Here is a 17,478-nt window from a genome sequence, read left to right as displayed (position 1 = left end):
AAATAATATTAAGGCGCGACGCTTTAGCGGTGTTTTATGAAACCAGTCCATGTCGCCCCGCAAGTTGTCGGTTAACTCAGCGACCATTTGCCATTTTAAAACATTTATGAAGTTTTCCTGGCAAAGCCCCTGTTTACGTCACAGATTCTTTGAAAAATGTCTGAAAAATGCCCGGCACCATCCCTGCCACACCGCTTGGACAGCACTTGTTCGCGTTTCTTCACTTGTGCATTTCCATCCGCCGGCCGCTTATGTTAAATTGCTTTTTAGCTAACACCCTGTTGAAACCTCAGCTGTTTAAGGTTTCCCTGCGCTGAATTAAACAGCCATAAATGTCCAATTGCATGAAATCCACCAAAAGAAAATTCCTTGACACCGTCTTCCACTGGTTTGGCAACACCTCACACAAGCGACGCCAGCAACTTGGCTGGCTGCTCAGTACCCTGTCTCCGCTTATCATGAAGCGCAGGGCCGCCATCGTTCGCAAGAACCTGGAACTGTGCTTTCCCGAAGCATCGCTCGAGCAGCGCCAACAATGGCAAAAAGAACACTTCCGGGTACTGGCCCAATCCATTGTTGATCGAGGCCTGTTCTGGTTCGGTTCACCGGAAAACATCCTGGCAACCATCCATATGGATGGCTTTGAACACATAGAACGGCTCCTGGCGGAAAAACGTCCCGTCCTGATGCTGGCACCCCATTTTGTGGCGCTTGACGCGGCAGCCACCCGGCTTTCCATGTCCCTGAAAAAAGCGGCCACTATTTACACCCCTCAACACGATCCGGACATTGACGATATTGTCCGGGAAGGACGTGGTCGTTTCAATGAAATTCACCTGATCAGCCGCAAGGAAGGGGTACGTGGCATGCTGCGCCACCTGAAAGAAGGCACACCGGTTTATTATCTTCCCGACATGGACTTTGGTCGCAAGGGTTCCATTTTCGTGCCGTTTTTCAATATCCCTGCCGCCACCCTGCCCACCACCGCACAAATTGCCAAATCCTGGCATGCGGCAGTGGTGCCGATTGTGAGCCGTTGGGACCCGACAACCGGACACTATCATGTCCAGGTCTTGCCCCCCCTGACGGATTTTCCCGGTGAACAAAGCATAGAGGCGGCAACCACCCGTATCAACCACTTGCTTGAGCAATGGATCCTTCAGGCACCCAGCCAGTATTACTGGGTTCACCGCCGTTTCAAGACCCGCCCCGAGGGTGAGGAAAAAATTTATTGAAACAGATCGGGTAACAGCACTGCATGCCGGGAATTTTCAGTCCATAATGAGTTTTTTTACGTACCAGACACCCCATGATTTGGCAATTTACAAAAATGCATGGCGCGGGCAATGATTTTATCGTCCTTGATGGCGTCAGCCAGCCCATTGAAATGACCCCTGAACGGGCACGTGCCCTGGCGCATCGCCAGCTTGGCATCGGTGCCGACCAGATTTTACTGGTGGAAACGCCTTCCCACCCGGAAGCCGACTTCCGCTATCGCATCTTCAATGCCGATGGCAGCGAAGTTGAGCATTGTGGCAATGGTTCTCGCTGTTTTGTACGTTTTGTCCACGAACAAAGACTCTCTCGCCGCAATCCGCTCAAAGCGGAAATTGCCACCGGCCTTATTACAATTGAAGAAAAAGAGGACAAGAGCGTTACCGTTGACATGGGTGTGACCCGTTTCGATCCGGCTGCACTGCCCTTTGACACAGAAGGTCTGAGCCACTTCCAGGAGCATGAGGAAACCCTCTGGAACCTGCCCTTGCCCCAGGCGGGTACGGTCGCCCTCGCGGCCCTGGCCATCTCCAATCCGCATGCGGTACTGCTGGTTGACAATATTGATACCGCCCCCGTAGCGACACAGGGCCCCTTCATAGAGACCCACCCACGCTTTGGCAATCGGGTCAATGTCGGGTTCATGCAAGTCATCAACCGCAACCACATTCGGCTGCGTGTTTATGAGCGCGGCGTGGGCGAAACCCTGTCTTGCGGAACCGGTGCCTGCGCCGCCGTGGCCACCGGCATCCGTCGCGGCCTGCTGGACTCTCCGGTTAGCGTCCAGACCCGGGGTGGGCTATTAACCATTGAGTGGGATGGCACTCAATTGAAAATGACCGGCCCGGCCACCACCGTGTTTTCTGGCCAGGTTGATATTGATAAACTGGTTAAAGATTTTTGCTTAAAGGATGAGTAGACTTATGTCAGAGACGACGTTTGAGCCGGATGAAGTTGCCGTTTTCCTGAAAAACAACCCCTCTTTTTTTGAGGATCATGCCCAGCTGTTTGCCAGCCTGTCCATTCCACACCCTTATGCAGACCGCACCCTGTCTTTAGGTGCCCGTCAAGTCATGACCCTGCGCAAGCGCAGCAAGGCACTTGAGTGGAAACTGGCGGAACTGATGCATAACGCCGACTCAAACGCCTCTATCAGTCAAAGCATGACGCTTTGGTGCTCACAGATGCTGGCTGAAAAGAACAGCCAGAAACTGCCAGAACGCACTATTGACAGCCTGAAGCAGGCGTTTGAGCAGCTTGATGTTTCACTGCGTCTGTGGAACCTGCCAATGCTCAGAGCCAAAAAATTCAAGCTTGATGAAGATATCGAGTTACAGGCTTACGCCAATGCGCTGAAAAAACCTTATTGCGGTCCCGAAGGCTATCTGCCGGCGCATCAGTGGTTAAGCGCAAAGCCCGCCTCGGTTGCCCTGGTCCCCCTGAAAACACAAGCGCAAACATTTGGCCTGCTGGTTTTCGGTTCTGGCCAGGAGGCGCATTTTACCCCTGACATGGGAACGGTTTTCCTCGAAAACCTGGGGCAGCTGGCCAGTGCCAGCTTAAGCCGCCTTATTAAATAAAATGAACCACTGCCTGCCCGCTGCCATGGAACAATGGCTGGACTATTTGCGCACCAACAAGCGTTACTCTGCCCATACGCTGGCGGCCTACCGAAGAGACCTGGCCCAACTGGCAAGGCTGCATCCCGATACCGATCTGGCCACCCTAAGCAACCCGCAAATTCGTACAGCCATTGCCCGCCTGCACGCCAGCCAAATGAGTCCGCGCAGCCTGGCGCGCATTCTGTCAGCCTGGCGCGGTTTCTATGCGTGGTGGGTACCGCTGGCCAAATTAAGCATCAATCCGGCCAAAAATGTCAAAACCCCCAAAGTGCCCAAAAACCTGCCCAAGGCCTTATCGGTAGAGCAAACCCAGGCACTGCTGGACCATCCGGCCAGAAAGCTGCAAAATGACCCCATCCACCTGCGCGACCAGGCCATGTTCGAATTGCTTTACGCCAGTGGCCTGCGCCTGGCCGAGCTGGTGCAACTGGACACTCACTATACAAAAAAAGACAATTATGAATCGGCCGGCTGGCTCAACCTGGCCGAACAGGAATTAACCGTGAAAGGAAAAGGCGGCAAAACACGCCTGGTTCCGTTGGGGAAAAAAGCGCATCGAGCCCTTTCAATGTGGCTGGCGGCCCGCCCGTCGCTATTGAAACCGGCGACGCCTGAAAACGATGTAAGTGCCCTTTTTTTAGGGGAACGCGGCGCACGCATCTCACCACGGGTAGTACAGCTGCAACTGAAAAAATTTTCGCAGCTCTCGGAAGTACCCGGCCAGATACACCCGCATGTATTACGACACAGTTTTGCCAGTCATCTGCTGCAATCGGCCCAAGACCTGCGCGCGGTACAGGAACTGCTTGGTCATGCAAACATCTCAACCACGCAAATTTATACCCGGCTGGATTTCCAGCACCTGGCCAAAGCCTATGACCAGGCGCACCCAAGGGCCAAACGCAAAAACTGATTACTTGATCGCTTCGGTAATAACGCGGATATTATGACGCATCATGCCCAGATAGGAAGTGGCCTCGCCGGTCGTGGCCAAGGCATCCGAATACAGCATACCCCCGACTTTTGCGCCTGTTTCCCTGGCAATCTGATCCTGCAATTTGTTGTTTTTCACATTTTCCAGAAACACGGCAGGAATCTGTTGTTCCTTGATTTGTCTGACCACCGCAGAAATGGCCTTGGCAGAGGGTTCGGCCGAGGTGGAGATACCTAATGGGGCAATCACCTCAAGCCCATAGGCATCGGCGAAATAACCGAAAGCATCATGGGTTGTCACGATTTTACGACGCTGGGCGGGAATATCTGACATGGCCTTGCGAACCTGCCCGTCAAGAGCCTGCATTTGCTGGATGTAATCCCGGGCATTGCCTTCATACAGCGCGGTGTTAGCAGGATCAGCCTGCGACAAAGCCCGGGCAATATTACGCACATAAATCTGCCCGTTGGCCAGATCCTGCCAGGCATGCGGATCAAACTCTCCGTGATTATGTCCATGATCATGCTCTTCTTCGTGGGCCTGTTCCTCATGCCCTTCATGCCCGTGATCAGCGTGATCATGGGCGTCTTTATCGGCAACAGGATGCCCGTGCTCATCATGAGCGGACGCCTCGTCCAGTTTACGCACTTTCACACCATCACTGGCCACAATAACCGTACCCTTGAAACCCGAAGAGGACAGTAAACGGTCTGTCCAGCTATCCAGGCCAAGTCCATTCACAAACAGCAGCCTGGTATCGGGAGACGCAACTTTTTTGATATCCCGGGGCGTCAGTTCAACCTCATGTGAGTTGCCATCGGCAGGCACCAGTGAAACAACATTGACCTGATCGGCCCCCACTGTTTTCACCATATCCGCCAGAATGGAAAAACTGGTCACCACTTCGATGGGGGCCTTTGCCTGTACTGGCAAGGAACCAACCAACAAGCCTGCCAACACAATGGCTGGCGCTCCTTTCAGATAAGCCTGGAGTTTCATTATTTGATCCTGTTTAACGATTGAAAAAACGAATACGACTGCGAACAACACCACCCTGGCGGCCAAACATCAAGCCCAGGATATAAAACAGGCCCGCAACCAGAATAATGGCGGATGATGCAGGCACACTATAATGATAGGAAACAACCAGACCGGCATAGGCAGACAATGCACCAATAGCGGCGGCCAGTACCAGTTGCCTGCCTACCGTACGCCCGCAGAATCGGGCTGCGGCAGCCGGCAACATCATCATCCCCACCACCATCAAGGTACCCAAGACCTGAAAACCGGCCACCAGATTCACGACCAGCAACATCAGGAACAGCATATGCACCAATGACCCGCCGCCACCTTCTGAGCGAAGAAAACCAGGATCAAGGCACTCTATGATCAAAGGCCGGTAAATTAAAGACAATGAAAGAATGGTCAGGCTGCTCACCACCATAATAAACAGCAGGGCCTTGTCATCCAGACCGAGCACAGAGCCGAACAGGACATGCAGCAAATCCATATTGGAGCCCTTTAAAGACAACAGCACGACGCCTAATCCGAGAGAAATCAGATACAAGGCGGCAAAACTGGCGTCTTCTTTCAGGGACGTAAGCCGTGACACCACTCCGGCCAGCAGGGCAACCAGCAAACCGGTTACCATTCCCCCCACCAACATGGCCGTCAAGGAGACCCCGGCAATCAGGAAACCGGCAGCCACCCCGGGCAAAATGGCGTGTGACATGGAATCAGCGACAAGACTCATGCGCCGCAAAATAAGAAATACGCCCAACGGACCCGTCGCGACAGCCAGAAATATGGCGCCAAACAGGGCACGGCTCATGAATCCAAACTCCACGAAGGGAGACAGGAAAATCTCGTATAGATCACCCATTAAAAACCTCCCAGTGACAGGCGACGGGCCTTGTGCAGATTTTCTTCGGTAAGGATTTCAGCGGTTTTCCCCCAGGCCACCACCTGCCTGGCCAGTAACAGCGTTTCGGGAAAACACCGTTTCACCCTGTCCACATCGTGCAAAACGGCAATAATGGTTCGCCCCTCGGCATGCCAGCCCAAAATAATCCGCATCAGGTCTTCACAGGTATCTTCATCCACAGCGGCAAAGGGTTCATCAAGCAGCAATACCTTTGCATCGCGCACCATTAAACGGGCAAACAGGGCCCGCTGCAACTGACCGCCCGAAAGGTTGCCAATCAACTGGTCGGCAACCGCCTGCAAGCCCACTTGTTCAAGTGCATGATTGATGCGGGCGCGCTCTGCCTTGCCATATTGCCGCCACGGCCCGATGCGTCGCCAGGCTCCCATGGCCACCAGCTCATAGGTGGTAATGGGAAAACTGCGATCCAGGTCACTAAGCTGCGGCAACAAGGTCAGCTCCTTGCGAAAAGCCGGATCAATGTCAATGCTGCCCGCAGTGGGCTTGAGAAAATGGATGATGCCTTTGACAAGGGTGGATTTGCCGGCCCCGTTCGCACCCAGAATAGCGGTAAGGGTACCCGGGTTGAACTGCCCGGAAACATGCTGGAGCACCGGTTTGTCCCGCCACCCGAGCGATACATCATTCAGGCGGATAACGGGAGTCACAGAGTCATACCTGAAACCAGTGCACCAACTTCCGGAAACCAGCCCAGAGCATAGCCGGTTACTGCCCACATAAGCGCCAGAAAAAGTCCGGCCTGAATCACCCTTGCCAATGCGGAATTGAGCAATGGGGACTGAATCCGCTGGTTAGCGGTATGGGCAGAAACGGAATGGCTGCTGGAAAGTGTGGTTTGCATAACGGCGCGAAGAGTTGAAAAAAGTGAAAATAATCAACAAATGATATGATATAACATATTAAAACATAAAATAATCGGCAATGTCATCAAAATTACCCTTGCCACCACACTTTTTTTCGCTTCATGGTACATTGACCCAAAGTATCAACTTATTATTTTTATTATTAAAAACGTTCATGCATTCCACTCATAACCATTCTCACTCGCATAAATCGGTCAACCAGCGCCTGCTTGAAGCCGAGCAGCTCTGTGAGTCTCGTGGCAAACGGCTTACGCCCATCCGCCAGCAGGTGCTCAGGCTCATGCTTGAGGAATCCCGTAGTCTCAAGGCCTATGAGCTTCTTGATGCCATGCTGACCATTCACCCAAAATCCAAACCGCCAACCGTTTATCGTGCGCTTGAGTTTCTTGAAGAAGAAGGGCTTATTCACCGCCTTGATGCCGTCAACGCCTGGACTGCCTGTATCGATGTCAACAGCCATCACCACGATTTGCTGGTGGTGTGCACTCAATGTGGCAAAGTGGTTGAAATCAGCGCTCCTGAAATCAGCAGCCAGCTTAAAAAACTGATTGCCAATACCGGTTTTTCGCTCACCTCCAACGAAACGGAAATCAGGGCGACCTGCGCACAATGCAAGGCAAAAAACAAGTCCCCAAACAAGCATTAATGCATTTGACATACAAAACCCGGTCAGGGTCTTGCATTACGCATTAATGCCCCCATTATGGGATGTTGCACCACAAAAACGCTTTTCTTGTTAGGCAGTACTGGCGGCATTAGGGTTTATATCTAAATTTATTCAATTTTTTGTAAAGACACTGATATATGTTTGCCAGATAATGAAAGCTGTGATGTAATTCTCCGATTATATTGAAAATTTTCGCCATGCAGAAAGTCTGCCTGCGATGTTAGTTAAGAAGCATAATTATGACTGTTACCCAGGCACAAGCAAATAAAATGGTTCCTGTCACCGTTCTAACCGGATTCCTTGGTGCAGGAAAAACCACTCTACTCAAGCGAATCCTTACCGAGTTCCACGGCAAACGCATTGCCGTCATCGAAAACGAATTCGGCCCCGAAAGCATCGACAACGAGCTGCTGGTACAGGACAGTGATGAAGAAATCATTGAACTGAACAATGGCTGCGTCTGCTGCACGGTTCGCGGTGACTTGCTTAAAACCCTTACAGACCTTAAAAACCGTCGCCTCAACAACGAGCTCAACTTCGAGCGCGTTATTATTGAAACAACCGGCGTGGCCAATCCCGGCCCGGTCTGCCAGACTTTTTTCATGGATGACGGCATTGCCGAATACTTCCGCCTTGATGCAGTCATTACCGTGGTGGATGCCAAACATGGCATGCAAACCCTGGATACCCAACCCGAAGCGCAAAAACAGGTTGGTTTTGCAGACCGCATCCTGATTTCCAAAAAAGACCTGGTCAGTGATGAGGAATATGCCTCGCTGAAACATCGCCTGGTGCACATGAATCCCCGCGCGGAAATCATGCCTGTGCATTTTGGTGAAGCCGATCTTGACAAAATCCTTGATGTCACCGGCTTCAACCTGAACAGCATTCTGGAAATCGACCCGGAATTCCTGCAAGACGACCACCCCGATACTCACGACCACCCTCATGATCATGACCATGAATGCGATGCACACTGCACCCATGACCATCATCATGAACATGACCATCACGAACACAATCACCACCACGCCCATCATGATGACGAAATCGGTGCATTTGTATTTACTTCCAACAAACCCTTTGACCCGCAACGCCTTGAAGAATTCCTGAGCGGCGTGGTTCAGGTTTTTGGCCCCGACCTGTACCGTTACAAAGGAATTCTGTACATGAAGGGTGTCAAACAAAGAATGCTTTTCCAGGGCGTTCACATGCTCATGGGTGCAGAGCCCGGGAAGCTGTGGGGACCCAAAGAAAAACCTTACAATAAAATGGTTTTCATCGGTCGCAAATTGCCTAAAGACGTATTTACCAACGGCCTGACGCAATGCCTTGCCTAAGGCAGACAGTAAATTTGTAACACACAATGAAGGCAGGCTCTTGATTCTTTACACAATAATTGATATCTCCTGAGCACGCCCTCATTGATTTGATTAATAAGCAGTACTACTGAACGGAGTGTTTGATGGCTACCAAATCAGCTAAAAATACCGACACAATCACAGAACAACCGTTATTAACCGAAGAGCAGTTACTCGCCATGCCAGAAGAGGACTACATGAACGACCAGCAACTGGCGTTCTTCAGGGACCGACTCAAGAAGCTGGAAGCAGACATTCTCAATAACGCGGATGCCACGACAGAAAACCTTCGTGAAACCCAGTTTGTTCCCGATCCGGCAGACCGCGCCACGATTGAGGAAGAGCACGCCCTGGAACTTCGCACTCGGGACCGCGAACGCAAACTGCTGAAAAAAGTACAGCAATCCCTGATGCTCATTGAATCCAAAGAATATGGCTGGTGCGAAGAAACCGGAGAACCGATTGGTCTGCGTCGTCTGTTAGCGCGCCCAACCGCCAACCTTTCACTGGAAGCCCAGGAAAGACGCGAAAAACGCCAAAAACTCTACGGCGATTAAAAATCTTCATTTACCTCCCTTGAAATTCTTCCTGCCAACCCCATCTACGAAAACTACAGGAAGAATTTCATGGAACAATTTCACGCTACTACCATTGTTTGTGTTCGCCGCGGCAACGACGTTGCCATAGGTGGTGATGGTCAAGTCACACTGGGCAACATCGTTTTCAAAAGCACTGCCCGTAAAATCCGTCGTCTTTACAATGACAAGGTTCTGGTTGGTTTTGCAGGTGCCACTGCTGACGCCTTTACCCTTCTTGAACTCTTCGAAGCCAAACTTGAAAAACATCAGGGCCACCTGATGCGTGCCGCTGTCGAGCTCACCAAAGACTGGCGCACCGACCGCGCCCTGCGTCGCCTTGAAGCCATGCTGATTGTGGCCGACAAGGATCACACCCTGGTGCTGACCGGCAATGGCGATGTCCTTGAACCCGAACACAGCCTTGCCGCCATCGGCTCAGGCGGTGCCTATGCGCAATCTGCCGCCTTGGCCCTGCTTTACAATACAGACCTGACGCCTGCCGAAGTTGTTAAAAAATCGCTTGAAATCGCCGGTGATCTGTGTATTTACACCAACCAGAATCACGTTATTGAAACGCTTTAATCAGGATCTCTCATGACAACCAGCGTAATGACGCCCAAAGAAATTGTCTCTGAACTGGACAAAAACATTATCGGCCAGCAAAAGGCCAAAAAATCCGTTGCGGTCGCCTTGCGTAACCGCTGGCGCCGCCAGCAGGTGGCAGAACCGCTGCGCCAAGAAATCTCGCCCAAGAACATTCTCATGATTGGTCCCACCGGTGTCGGTAAAACCGAAATTGCCCGCCGGTTGGCAAAGCTGGCCAATGCCCCGTTTATCAAGGTAGAGGCCACCAAATTCACCGAGGTCGGTTATGTAGGCCGCGATGTCGACACCATTATTCGTGACCTTGTTGATATTTCAGTCAAGCAGACCCGCGAACTGGAAATGCGTCGTGTGCGCACCCAGGCCGAGGATGCCGCCGAAGACCGCATACTTGACGTGCTGGTAGCACCCGCCCGCGATGCCAATGGAAACCCGATTCGCGAAGAAAACAGCGCACGCCAGAATTTCCGCAAACGCTTGCGTGAAAACAAAATCGATGACCTGGAAATTGAAATCGACGTGGCACAACAATTGCCGCAAATGGAAATCATGGCGCCTCCGGGCATGGAAGACATGACCGAACAATTGAAAGGCATGTTTGCCGGCCTGAACCGCGATAAGAAAAAAACGCAAAAAATGACCGTTAAAAACGCGTTCAAACTGCTGGTAGAGGAAGAAGCGGCCAAGCGGGTTAATGATGAGGAAATCCGCAACGCCGCCGTTAAAAATGCCGAACAGAACGGGATTGTCTTCCTGGACGAAATTGACAAAATCGCCGCACGCCAGTCACAAAGCAGTGCCGACGTCTCCCGCCAGGGTGTGCAGCGCGACCTGCTACCACTGGTTGAAGGCACCACCGTCAACACCAAATACGGCATGATCAAGACCGATCACATCCTGTTTATTGCTTCGGGTGCTTTCCACCTGTCACGCCCCTCAGACCTGATTCCTGAGTTGCAAGGCCGCTTTCCAATCCGGGTTGAACTGGATTCACTAACCGCCGAAGACTTTGTTGAAATCCTGAGCAGCACCGACTATTCCCTGATCAAGCAATACACGGCCCTGCTGGCCACTGAAGACGTTCATCTGGATTTTACCGATGAAGGCATCAAGCGGCTTGCGGAGTTGGCGTTTGAGGTGAATGAACGCACCGAAAACATTGGCGCACGCAGACTGTATACCGTCATGGAAAAACTGCTGGAAGACCTTTCCTTTGATGCAACGGCCAGCAATGAAGCAACCATTCGCATTGATGCCAACTACGTAAACAGCAAACTGGAAGAAACCGCCCAAAGCCAGAATCTGGCCCATTACGTGCTGTAGTTCCTGTCAGGAAAAACATTATTTGTTGCCTCCGGATGGCCAGCCGTCTAAACAACGGCTGTCAATCGGGGGCATTTTTTTTCATGGAGCCTAGTCTTTACGGATTTCCGTAATAATATATTGATCGTTCTGGTGCAATGCCTTGAATTTGACCTCATCCCCCGGCTTGATGTCTTTCAGCAAACCCGGGTTAATGTTGTAAATCAATGTCATCGCCGGTAACTTCAAGTCAACAATAGGGCCATGTTTGATCGTGATTTTTCCCTTGTCCGCCTGAATGCGACGAACCTCTCCGGCGGCACTGGCCTCATCCTGTGCCAATACAGGACCGGTCGCCAATAAGCTGGCAAGTCCAAGCGCTGCTGCCACTAGCATCTTTTTCATGAAAACTCCTTATTTGGAAGAACATCTATCGTTTTATAGTACACAAATTTATTATGAAAAAGAGAAAATCAATTACTTTACAAGCCTAAAGGCATTTCATTTCATGCATTAAAAAACTGCGTTAGAATGTAAGTTAGACATATAATCTGACTTAAGAATATACCAGTAACTTTGGAGCAATGAATGGCAAAAACAATATTAGTCCCCTTCGATGGTTCGTCCAACGCAAACAAGGCATTGGACTGGGCAATTTCCCTGGCAAAAGTATCCGGTTTTAAAATTCTGCTGCTGAATGTTCAACCCAGCTTCAGAACCGTTCATGCCAAAACATTTTTCAGCAAATCAGATCTGGAAGAATACCAGCAACAGTTATTCAAGGAAGCCACCGAAGGCGTTGAAGACAAACTGAAAACATCCGGCATTCCTTACAATCTTAAATTGGATATTGGTGACCCCAAAGAACGTATTGTTGAAGAAGTTCGCAACAGCGCCAAAGGCGAAGACCGCATTGAATTGATCGTCATGGGTTCACGAGGCACCAACCCCGTCTTCAGCGGTGTGCTGGGCAGTGTCAGCTATGCCATCATCAATGCTGGCGTTTGTCCCGTCACCATTATTCCCCAAGAGAAGAAATAATTTTCTGGCGGCATAGCAAAGAGCCATCTTTTGATGGCTCTTTTTATTTCCCCCAACCCTAAACTGCCTGAAAAAGGATATAACATGGCTGACCGTTTAACTTCGATCGTTACCAAAACGGGTGATGCCGGCACAACCAGCCTGGGAGACGGCTCCCGCATTGCCAAAAATGATGCCCGCATTGAAGCAATTGGCCAGGTTGATGAGCTCAACAGCTTTATCGGTCTGCTTGCCTGCGAACCACTACCCAACGGTGTTCCTTCAGCACTGGAACGTATACAACACCATTTGTTTGATATGGGCTCGGAACTGTGTGTGCCCGGCTATTCTGCCCTAAGCGAAAGCCATGTGACTTTTCTGGAAACAGAAATTGAGCATTCACTGGCTGAACTGCCCCCCTTGAAAGAATTCATCCTGCCAGGAGGCACACGCCAGGCAAGCCTTGCGCATGTCTGCCGCAGCATTTGCAGACGGGCTGAACGCAGTCTGGTCACGCTGGACCAGCGCGAACCCCTGAACGATATCGGCCGGCAATACCTGAATCGCCTGTCCGATTATTTTTTCATGCTTGCCCGCATTATCAACAAGGAAGCAGGCCGCCAGGACATTTTCTGGCAAAAGGAAAAAACAAGCTAGGCAAGCCACTCTTTAATTAATCGGACGCCCCTGCCCCGCTTCTTCATAAGTAATGCCATCCCGGATATGATAAATACGCCTGAAAGTGGGAATGATTTTCTCGTCATGCGTCACGACAATAATGGCTGTCTCATACTCGCGCGCCATGTCATTCAGGATACGGATAACCGCCAGCGCCCGCTCGCTATCCAGAGGGGCAGTGGGTTCATCAGCCAAAATAATGGGGGGCCGGTTAACCAGGCCCCTTGCAATGGCAACCCGTTGCTGCTCACCCCCGGACAACTGGGATGGCATCGCCTGGGCCCGATGCGCCACATCAAGCGCTTCCAGCAAATTCATGGCTTTTTGCCTTGCCTGCCCGTTAGGCACCCCCGCCAGCATGGGAAGCAGGGCGACATTATCAACCACATCAAGAAAGGGAATAAGATAAGGTGACTGGAAGACAAAACCGATTTTATCGCGCCGCAAAGCACGCAAATCACGCACTTTCCAACCATTGTCATAAATAACCTGATCACCCAGCTTCATCACACCCTCGGTTGGATCAATAATGGCACCCAGACATTTAAGCAAAGTGCTTTTACCTGAACCGGATGGACCAATAAGCCCAACCACCTCTCCGGGAGCCACTTGCATATCAACGTTTTTAAGCGCAAGAAATGCATTCGCCCCCTGTCCATACTGTTTTTTCAGATTTTCGATACTGACACCGCCCACTCTTTGTGACATTACTTTTTTTACCCCCCTACCGCGTCAGCCGGATCAACCTGCAATGCCATGCGAATCGCCACCAGGCTGGCCAATACGCAAATAACCATGACAGCAACAAAACCCATTACCGAATCTTCTGGCATGATAAGTACATATTTTGGGAAATAGGGAGCGGAAAAGCTGGAAGTGATTTTACCTACCACAAACCCGATAATACCCAATACCACCGATTGCTGCACAATCATGGCAGCGATGGTGAGGTTTCGTGTGCCTATCAGTTTCAAAACGGCAATTTCCCGTATTTTGTCCATCGTTAGCGTATAAATAATGAAAGCGACAATAGCAGCACTTACGACCGCCAAAATCACCAGAAACATGGCAATCTGGCGCGCTGATGTGGCAATCATTTTACCAACCAGGATTTCTTCCATATCTGCACGTCCATAAGCAGTCAGGTATTTCCAGCGCTCTATGGTGTTGATGACCCGGGCAGGATCGATCCCCTCTTTTAAGGTCACCAGCACCGAATTGACCGACAGGTTACTGGTTTTTGATGCAAGAACCGCATCAAGCAGGCCTGGAACATTAGGCCGGTTGAATTCAGGATTGGCCTGCGTTTTGCGCCGATCCAGCCAGATGGCTTCATTGTTTTTCAGGAACTGGGCTTCCTGCGCGTCTTTCAGGGGAATAAACACCATCGGGTCACCGCCTGAAGACACCATACGGCGGGTCAAGCCAACAACCGTATACTGGTTACGGCGCAAAGTTATCTTATCGCCCAGCTGCAAGCCTGTTGCAATATCCACAACCGTTTCATAGTGACTGCGCGTGATATGCCGCCCCGCCACCAGAAAAGGGGGCCAGCCAGGTGTTTTTCCCGCCATTCCCGGTGCAATTCCTACCACCATCACCCGAATATCCTTGTCATGATGACGGACCTGCATGGTCAGGTAGGTAATATTGCTTGCCTGTTCAACACCTGGAATGCCCAAGATACCACGGTACACATCATCATTCAGGCTTGAAGGTTCCGCATAAGGCCCCAGCGTATCCTGTTGCACAACCCAGATATCGGCTCCGCTATTGTCAAGCAATGATTTGCCATCGCTGACCAGCCCCCGGTATACGCCTGCCATCACCAAGGTTACCCCGATAAGCAGGCCCAAACCCATACCTGTAAAAATAAATTTACCCCAGGAGTGCAGGATATCCCGGGAAGCCAGGTTAATCATTGGGTCACCCCTGGAATTTGATCAGTGATCAAGATACGGCTTTTGGCAGTTAACGCTTTTTCGCTATATACCACAACCTGATCACCCTCCTGCAACCCCGCAATAATCTGCACATTACCGTCCAGGTCCATGACACCCGGCTGCACAGCTGCAAACTGCAGATTTTTATCGACAACACGCCAGACACCCTGTTGACTGTCCACCCTTACCAGTGAAGCATTGGGAATTACCACAAAACCGGGTATTTCAGGTAAATGCACCGTTACCTCACTGAGCTCTCCCAGCGAAGGCACTTGTTCGGGCAAAGAAATGAAACTGACTTTTGCCAACATTTCTTCGGTAACCATATCGGCCTTGGGTTCTATTCGGGATATTTTGCCAGGAAAAACGGCCTGCCCACGTGTGCGCAACACAATGCTGGCTGGCAAATCAGCCGCTAGCCCAATAGAACTGGCCTGATCAAAACGCGCCTCAATCCAAACCTCTGCCGGATTAATCATTTCAAGCACTGCCTGCCCCGCAACAACCGTAGAACCCGGATCTGCATTTCGTGCTATCACAATACCCTCGACAGGTGCAATCAGTTGCAATGATTTTCTCTGGCTCATCAGGGCTGCAAGATCCGCCTTTGCCTTGGTAATATCTTCTGCCGCTGCTTCAAGCCCCGCCTGGGCAACCCGATACTCCTGCTCCATGATATTCAGGCTTTCTTCACTGCTTGACCGCGAAGCGAACAATTTACGGTAACGCTTGAGCTGGACACCGGCATGTTCAAATTTTACTTGAGCCTGGGTATGCTGCAAACCGACGCGTTTCAGCACTCTTTCCTGGGAATGGATCCGCTCATCAAGATCAATCGGATCCATTTGGCCGACAATTTGTCCTGCCTTGACCGTATCACCGACATTCACGGCAATATCAAGTAATCTGCCCGTTATGACAGGGCCAGCTTTATAGGTATAGCGGGCACTAACGGTTCCGATGCCAAATACTGAAGGGGAAACCGATTGGACTTTAGCCTGTGTTACCGTAACTGGTACAGCCGCCAGGGGACCAGACCGGATGACCACATATACAAATAAACCCAACAAGGGCAAAATAGCCAGCAATAGGCCCAGCTTCCTTGAACGCATGGAAATTCTACTCATTATCAGCTCCTGATTGCGCGTAAATACAAGGAAAATACCGATCCGGCATTCTGTTTCATCAATTGGATATCACTTGCCAGCAGTGACTGCATTACCAGCCCTTGAAGCGTGCCGATAAACAGGATGGCCGCTGCTTTCGAATCCAGTCCAGGGATAATCTCCTTTTGTGCCTTGCCATCCTCAAGCAACTGCCTGATACGCTCTCCGTACCGCTGTATTAAATCCAGAGCGATCCGCTTCGCGGGTGTGGTCTCTACATGCTGCAACTCACCAAACAGGACCCTGGGTACCCCCGGATAAGCAAGGACAAAATCAACATGCTGCATGAACACACCTTCCAGGGCTGCCAGCGCAGAATGCGAATTCTCCTGGATCGCTTTCATGATCCGGCTGTAAAGGGTTTGTTCAACCCAATTCATGACCTCTTCCCAAATGGCATCTTTATTGGGAAAATGCCGGAACAGGGCACCCTGTGTCAAATTCATTCGTTGTGCAATCGCTTCCGTCGTAATATTTGCCGGATTCAGGACACCGGCAAGCTCAACGACAGAAATAACCGTCATTGACCTGCGCTCAGCCGCAGTAAGATTCTTGCCCCTGGCTTCCATATTTAACCCAAAAAGATAGTAATCAATTACTATCTTATCAGGTTCTGTTAACAATGCACGTTTCTTTTACACATCCAACAATATTACCGCTGATACTGGCGTTAAAAAAAACTCCCTTGATGCCTGGGATGACATCAAGGGAGTTTGCATGCATGGCAATGTTTATTTGCTGGTTAACAGGATCTCAGCGGTCTTTAATCCTCTTCCACAAACGTTTCTTCGCGTTTCTTGCGGATGGATGGCAGTGCCACCAGGATGACCAGGCCAAGCGCCATTAACAGCAGGGTCAGTGACAACGGACGCTCGACAAAAGTCAGGAAGTCGCCCCGGGACAGCAACAGTGCCCGGCGGAAGTTCTCTTCCATCATCGGGCCCAGTACCAGGCCCAGCAACAGCGGTGCGCCTTCACACTTCAGTTTGGTCCAGATATAACCGATGATGCCAAAGATACCCATGACGTAGATATCAAACGCGTTGTAGTTCAGCGAGTACACCCCGATCGTGCAGAACAGCAAAATGGCCGGGAACAGGACACGGTAAGGCACTTTGAGCAGTTTGACCCACAGGCCCACCAGCGGCAGGTTCAGGACCACCAGCATCAGGTTGCCAATCCACATGGACACGATCAGGCCCCAAAACAGTTCAGGGTGGCTGCTCATGACCTGCGGACCGGGCTGGATGTTGTGAATCGTCATGGCACCCACCATCAGGGCCATCACGGCGTTACCGGGAATACCCAGGGTCAGCAAGGGAATGAACGAGGTTTGTGCCGCCGCGTTGTTGGCCGACTCGGGGCCGGCCAGACCGGCCGGATGACCCTTACCGAAACGCTCGGGGGTTTTGGAGATTTTCTTCTCCAGGGTGTAAGAAGCAAACGACGACAGGACTGCACCGCCACCGGGCAGGATACCCAGGGCCGAACCCAGCATGGTACCGCGCAACACGGCTGGTG

At 51.1% G+C, this 17,478-nt stretch carries 21 protein-coding genes; 11 read left to right on the top strand and 10 right to left on the bottom strand.

Annotated features, from left to right (window positions below):
- The first annotated feature begins 344 nt into the window (after positions 1–344).
- From IE074_RS13595 to xerC, 4 genes are all read left to right on the top strand, one after another.
- Positions 345–1,235, top strand: a complete 891-nt coding sequence (locus tag IE074_RS13595) for a lysophospholipid acyltransferase family protein (RefSeq protein ID WP_189385996.1) — start codon at positions 345–347, stop codon at positions 1,233–1,235.
- Between the two features lie 74 nt (positions 1,236–1,309).
- Complete coding sequence (gene dapF / locus IE074_RS13590; protein WP_189385995.1) at positions 1,310–2,194, top strand: diaminopimelate epimerase; 885 nt, start codon at positions 1,310–1,312, stop codon at positions 2,192–2,194.
- A gap of 4 nt (positions 2,195–2,198) precedes the next feature.
- On the top strand, positions 2,199–2,855 hold the full coding sequence (locus IE074_RS13585; protein WP_189385994.1) for a DUF484 family protein: 657 nt from the start codon (positions 2,199–2,201) through the stop codon (positions 2,853–2,855).
- Position 2,856: 1 nt separating this feature from the next.
- Positions 2,857–3,810 carry a tyrosine recombinase XerC gene (gene xerC / locus IE074_RS13580; protein WP_189385993.1) on the top strand — a complete coding sequence of 318 codons (954 nt, stop codon included), beginning with the start codon at positions 2,857–2,859 and terminating at the stop codon, positions 3,808–3,810.
- Here xerC and IE074_RS13575 read toward each other — a convergent pair whose 3' ends face one another.
- The 4 genes from IE074_RS13575 to IE074_RS13560 are packed head-to-tail and all read right to left on the bottom strand — an operon-like array spanning position 3,811 to position 6,617.
- Positions 3,811–4,830 carry a metal ABC transporter solute-binding protein, Zn/Mn family gene (locus IE074_RS13575; protein ID WP_189385992.1) on the bottom strand — a complete coding sequence of 340 codons (1,020 nt, stop codon included), beginning with the start codon at positions 4,828–4,830 and terminating at the stop codon, positions 3,811–3,813.
- 13 nt (positions 4,831–4,843) lie between these two features.
- Positions 4,844–5,713 carry a metal ABC transporter permease gene (locus IE074_RS13570; RefSeq protein ID WP_189385991.1) on the bottom strand — a complete coding sequence of 290 codons (870 nt, stop codon included), beginning with the start codon at positions 5,711–5,713 and terminating at the stop codon, positions 4,844–4,846.
- Entirely contained in the window at positions 5,713–6,423 is a 711-nt protein-coding gene (locus IE074_RS13565) for a metal ABC transporter ATP-binding protein (RefSeq protein WP_189385990.1), read from the bottom strand. The genes IE074_RS13570 and IE074_RS13565 overlap by 1 nt, the downstream gene beginning before the upstream one ends.
- A complete protein-coding gene (locus IE074_RS13560) occupies positions 6,420–6,617 on the bottom strand; it encodes a hypothetical protein (RefSeq protein ID WP_189385989.1) in 198 nt (65 codons plus the stop codon). The genes IE074_RS13565 and IE074_RS13560 overlap by 4 nt, the downstream gene beginning before the upstream one ends.
- 176 nt (positions 6,618–6,793) lie before the next feature.
- Here IE074_RS13560 and IE074_RS13555 point away from each other — a divergent pair, with 176 nt between their 5' ends.
- The 5 genes from IE074_RS13555 to hslU all read left to right on the top strand — a co-directional run bounded on the left by IE074_RS13555 (position 6,794) and on the right by hslU (position 11,171).
- Positions 6,794–7,285, top strand: coding sequence for a Fur family transcriptional regulator (locus tag IE074_RS13555; RefSeq protein WP_189385988.1), 492 nt, complete (start codon positions 6,794–6,796; stop codon positions 7,283–7,285).
- Positions 7,286–7,545: 260 nt separating this feature from the next.
- Positions 7,546–8,646, top strand: coding sequence for a CobW family GTP-binding protein (locus IE074_RS13550; RefSeq protein ID WP_189385987.1), 1,101 nt, complete (start codon positions 7,546–7,548; stop codon positions 8,644–8,646).
- A gap of 125 nt (positions 8,647–8,771) precedes the next feature.
- Positions 8,772–9,224, top strand: a complete 453-nt coding sequence (dksA, locus tag IE074_RS13545; protein WP_189385986.1) for an RNA polymerase-binding protein DksA — start codon at positions 8,772–8,774, stop codon at positions 9,222–9,224.
- Between the two features lie 69 nt (positions 9,225–9,293).
- On the top strand, positions 9,294–9,827 hold the full coding sequence (hslV, locus tag IE074_RS13540) for an ATP-dependent protease subunit HslV (protein ID WP_189385985.1): 534 nt from the start codon (positions 9,294–9,296) through the stop codon (positions 9,825–9,827).
- A 12-nt stretch (positions 9,828–9,839) separates the two neighbouring features.
- Complete coding sequence (gene hslU, locus IE074_RS13535; protein ID WP_189385984.1) at positions 9,840–11,171, top strand: ATP-dependent protease ATPase subunit HslU; 1,332 nt, start codon at positions 9,840–9,842, stop codon at positions 11,169–11,171.
- A gap of 90 nt (positions 11,172–11,261) precedes the next feature.
- Here the strand turns inward: hslU and IE074_RS13530 are convergent, their stop codons facing one another.
- The gene (locus IE074_RS13530; protein WP_189385983.1) at positions 11,262–11,555 is read right to left on the bottom strand and encodes a copper-binding protein; all 294 of its coding nucleotides are present in this window, start codon (positions 11,553–11,555) and stop codon (positions 11,262–11,264) included.
- Between the two features lie 183 nt (positions 11,556–11,738).
- Between IE074_RS13530 and IE074_RS13525 the strand changes: the two genes are divergently transcribed.
- Together IE074_RS13525 and IE074_RS13520 are read left to right on the top strand one after the other, a co-directional pair.
- Positions 11,739–12,191, top strand: a complete 453-nt coding sequence (locus IE074_RS13525; protein WP_189385982.1) for a universal stress protein — start codon at positions 11,739–11,741, stop codon at positions 12,189–12,191.
- An 84-nt stretch (positions 12,192–12,275) separates the two neighbouring features.
- Positions 12,276–12,827 carry a cob(I)yrinic acid a,c-diamide adenosyltransferase gene (locus IE074_RS13520; protein WP_189385981.1) on the top strand — a complete coding sequence of 184 codons (552 nt, stop codon included), beginning with the start codon at positions 12,276–12,278 and terminating at the stop codon, positions 12,825–12,827.
- Between the two features lie 12 nt (positions 12,828–12,839).
- Here IE074_RS13520 and IE074_RS13515 read toward each other — a convergent pair whose 3' ends face one another.
- The 5 genes from IE074_RS13515 to IE074_RS13495 form a co-directional block, all read right to left on the bottom strand.
- The gene (locus IE074_RS13515; RefSeq protein ID WP_189385980.1) at positions 12,840–13,556 is read right to left on the bottom strand and encodes an ABC transporter ATP-binding protein; all 717 of its coding nucleotides are present in this window, start codon (positions 13,554–13,556) and stop codon (positions 12,840–12,842) included.
- Positions 13,557–13,564: 8 nt separating this feature from the next.
- Positions 13,565–14,770 (bottom strand): ABC transporter permease, encoded by a 1,206-nt coding sequence (locus IE074_RS13510; RefSeq protein ID WP_189385979.1) that lies wholly within the window; start codon positions 14,768–14,770, stop codon positions 13,565–13,567.
- Complete coding sequence (locus IE074_RS13505) at positions 14,767–15,918, bottom strand: efflux RND transporter periplasmic adaptor subunit (protein ID WP_189385978.1); 1,152 nt, start codon at positions 15,916–15,918, stop codon at positions 14,767–14,769. The genes IE074_RS13510 and IE074_RS13505 overlap by 4 nt, the downstream gene beginning before the upstream one ends.
- Positions 15,919–15,920: 2 nt before the next feature.
- Complete coding sequence (locus tag IE074_RS13500; RefSeq protein ID WP_189385977.1) at positions 15,921–16,526, bottom strand: TetR/AcrR family transcriptional regulator; 606 nt, start codon at positions 16,524–16,526, stop codon at positions 15,921–15,923.
- A 194-nt stretch (positions 16,527–16,720) separates the two neighbouring features.
- Positions 16,721–17,478, bottom strand: a 758-nt coding sequence (locus IE074_RS13495; RefSeq protein WP_189385976.1) for a tripartite tricarboxylate transporter permease, incomplete at its 5' end; no start/stop codon positions are given.

Origin of the sequence: Advenella faeciporci (assembly GCF_014652395.1) — a bacterium.
Lineage (GTDB): Bacteria > Pseudomonadota > Gammaproteobacteria > Burkholderiales > Burkholderiaceae_B > Advenella > Advenella faeciporci.
Note: the sequence above shows the minus strand (reverse complement) of the source record. Positions and strands in the feature narration are given on the sequence as shown.

Bases quoted from the DNA above. Each gene is read 5' to 3' on its own strand.
- IE074_RS13500 (WP_189385977.1), bottom strand. From the start codon at position 16,526: ATGGAAGCCAGGGGCAAGAATCTTACTGCGGCTGAGCGCAGGTCAATG.
- IE074_RS13550 (WP_189385987.1), top strand. From the start codon at position 7,546: ATGACTGTTACCCAGGCACAAGCAAATAAAATGGTTCCTGTCACCGTT.
- xerC (WP_189385993.1), top strand. From the start codon at position 2,857: ATGAACCACTGCCTGCCCGCTGCCATGGAACAATGGCTGGACTATTTG.
- hslU (WP_189385984.1), top strand. From the start codon at position 9,840: ATGACAACCAGCGTAATGACGCCCAAAGAAATTGTCTCTGAACTGGAC.
- IE074_RS13520 (WP_189385981.1), top strand. From the start codon at position 12,276: ATGGCTGACCGTTTAACTTCGATCGTTACCAAAACGGGTGATGCCGGC.
- IE074_RS13595 (WP_189385996.1), top strand. From the start codon at position 345: ATGAAATCCACCAAAAGAAAATTCCTTGACACCGTCTTCCACTGGTTT.
- IE074_RS13585 (WP_189385994.1), top strand. From the start codon at position 2,199: ATGTCAGAGACGACGTTTGAGCCGGATGAAGTTGCCGTTTTCCTGAAA.
- IE074_RS13530 (WP_189385983.1), bottom strand. From the start codon at position 11,555: ATGAAAAAGATGCTAGTGGCAGCAGCGCTTGGACTTGCCAGCTTATTG.
- dksA (WP_189385986.1), top strand. From the start codon at position 8,772: ATGGCTACCAAATCAGCTAAAAATACCGACACAATCACAGAACAACCG.
- IE074_RS13555 (WP_189385988.1), top strand. From the start codon at position 6,794: ATGCATTCCACTCATAACCATTCTCACTCGCATAAATCGGTCAACCAG.
- IE074_RS13510 (WP_189385979.1), bottom strand. From the start codon at position 14,770: ATGATTAACCTGGCTTCCCGGGATATCCTGCACTCCTGGGGTAAATTT.
- IE074_RS13525 (WP_189385982.1), top strand. From the start codon at position 11,739: ATGGCAAAAACAATATTAGTCCCCTTCGATGGTTCGTCCAACGCAAAC.
- hslV (WP_189385985.1), top strand. From the start codon at position 9,294: ATGGAACAATTTCACGCTACTACCATTGTTTGTGTTCGCCGCGGCAAC.
- IE074_RS13505 (WP_189385978.1), bottom strand. From the start codon at position 15,918: ATGAGTAGAATTTCCATGCGTTCAAGGAAGCTGGGCCTATTGCTGGCT.
- IE074_RS13560 (WP_189385989.1), bottom strand. From the start codon at position 6,617: ATGCAAACCACACTTTCCAGCAGCCATTCCGTTTCTGCCCATACCGCT.
- IE074_RS13570 (WP_189385991.1), bottom strand. From the start codon at position 5,713: ATGGGTGATCTATACGAGATTTTCCTGTCTCCCTTCGTGGAGTTTGGA.
- IE074_RS13575 (WP_189385992.1), bottom strand. From the start codon at position 4,830: ATGAAACTCCAGGCTTATCTGAAAGGAGCGCCAGCCATTGTGTTGGCA.
- dapF (WP_189385995.1), top strand. From the start codon at position 1,310: ATGATTTGGCAATTTACAAAAATGCATGGCGCGGGCAATGATTTTATC.
- IE074_RS13515 (WP_189385980.1), bottom strand. From the start codon at position 13,556: ATGTCACAAAGAGTGGGCGGTGTCAGTATCGAAAATCTGAAAAAACAG.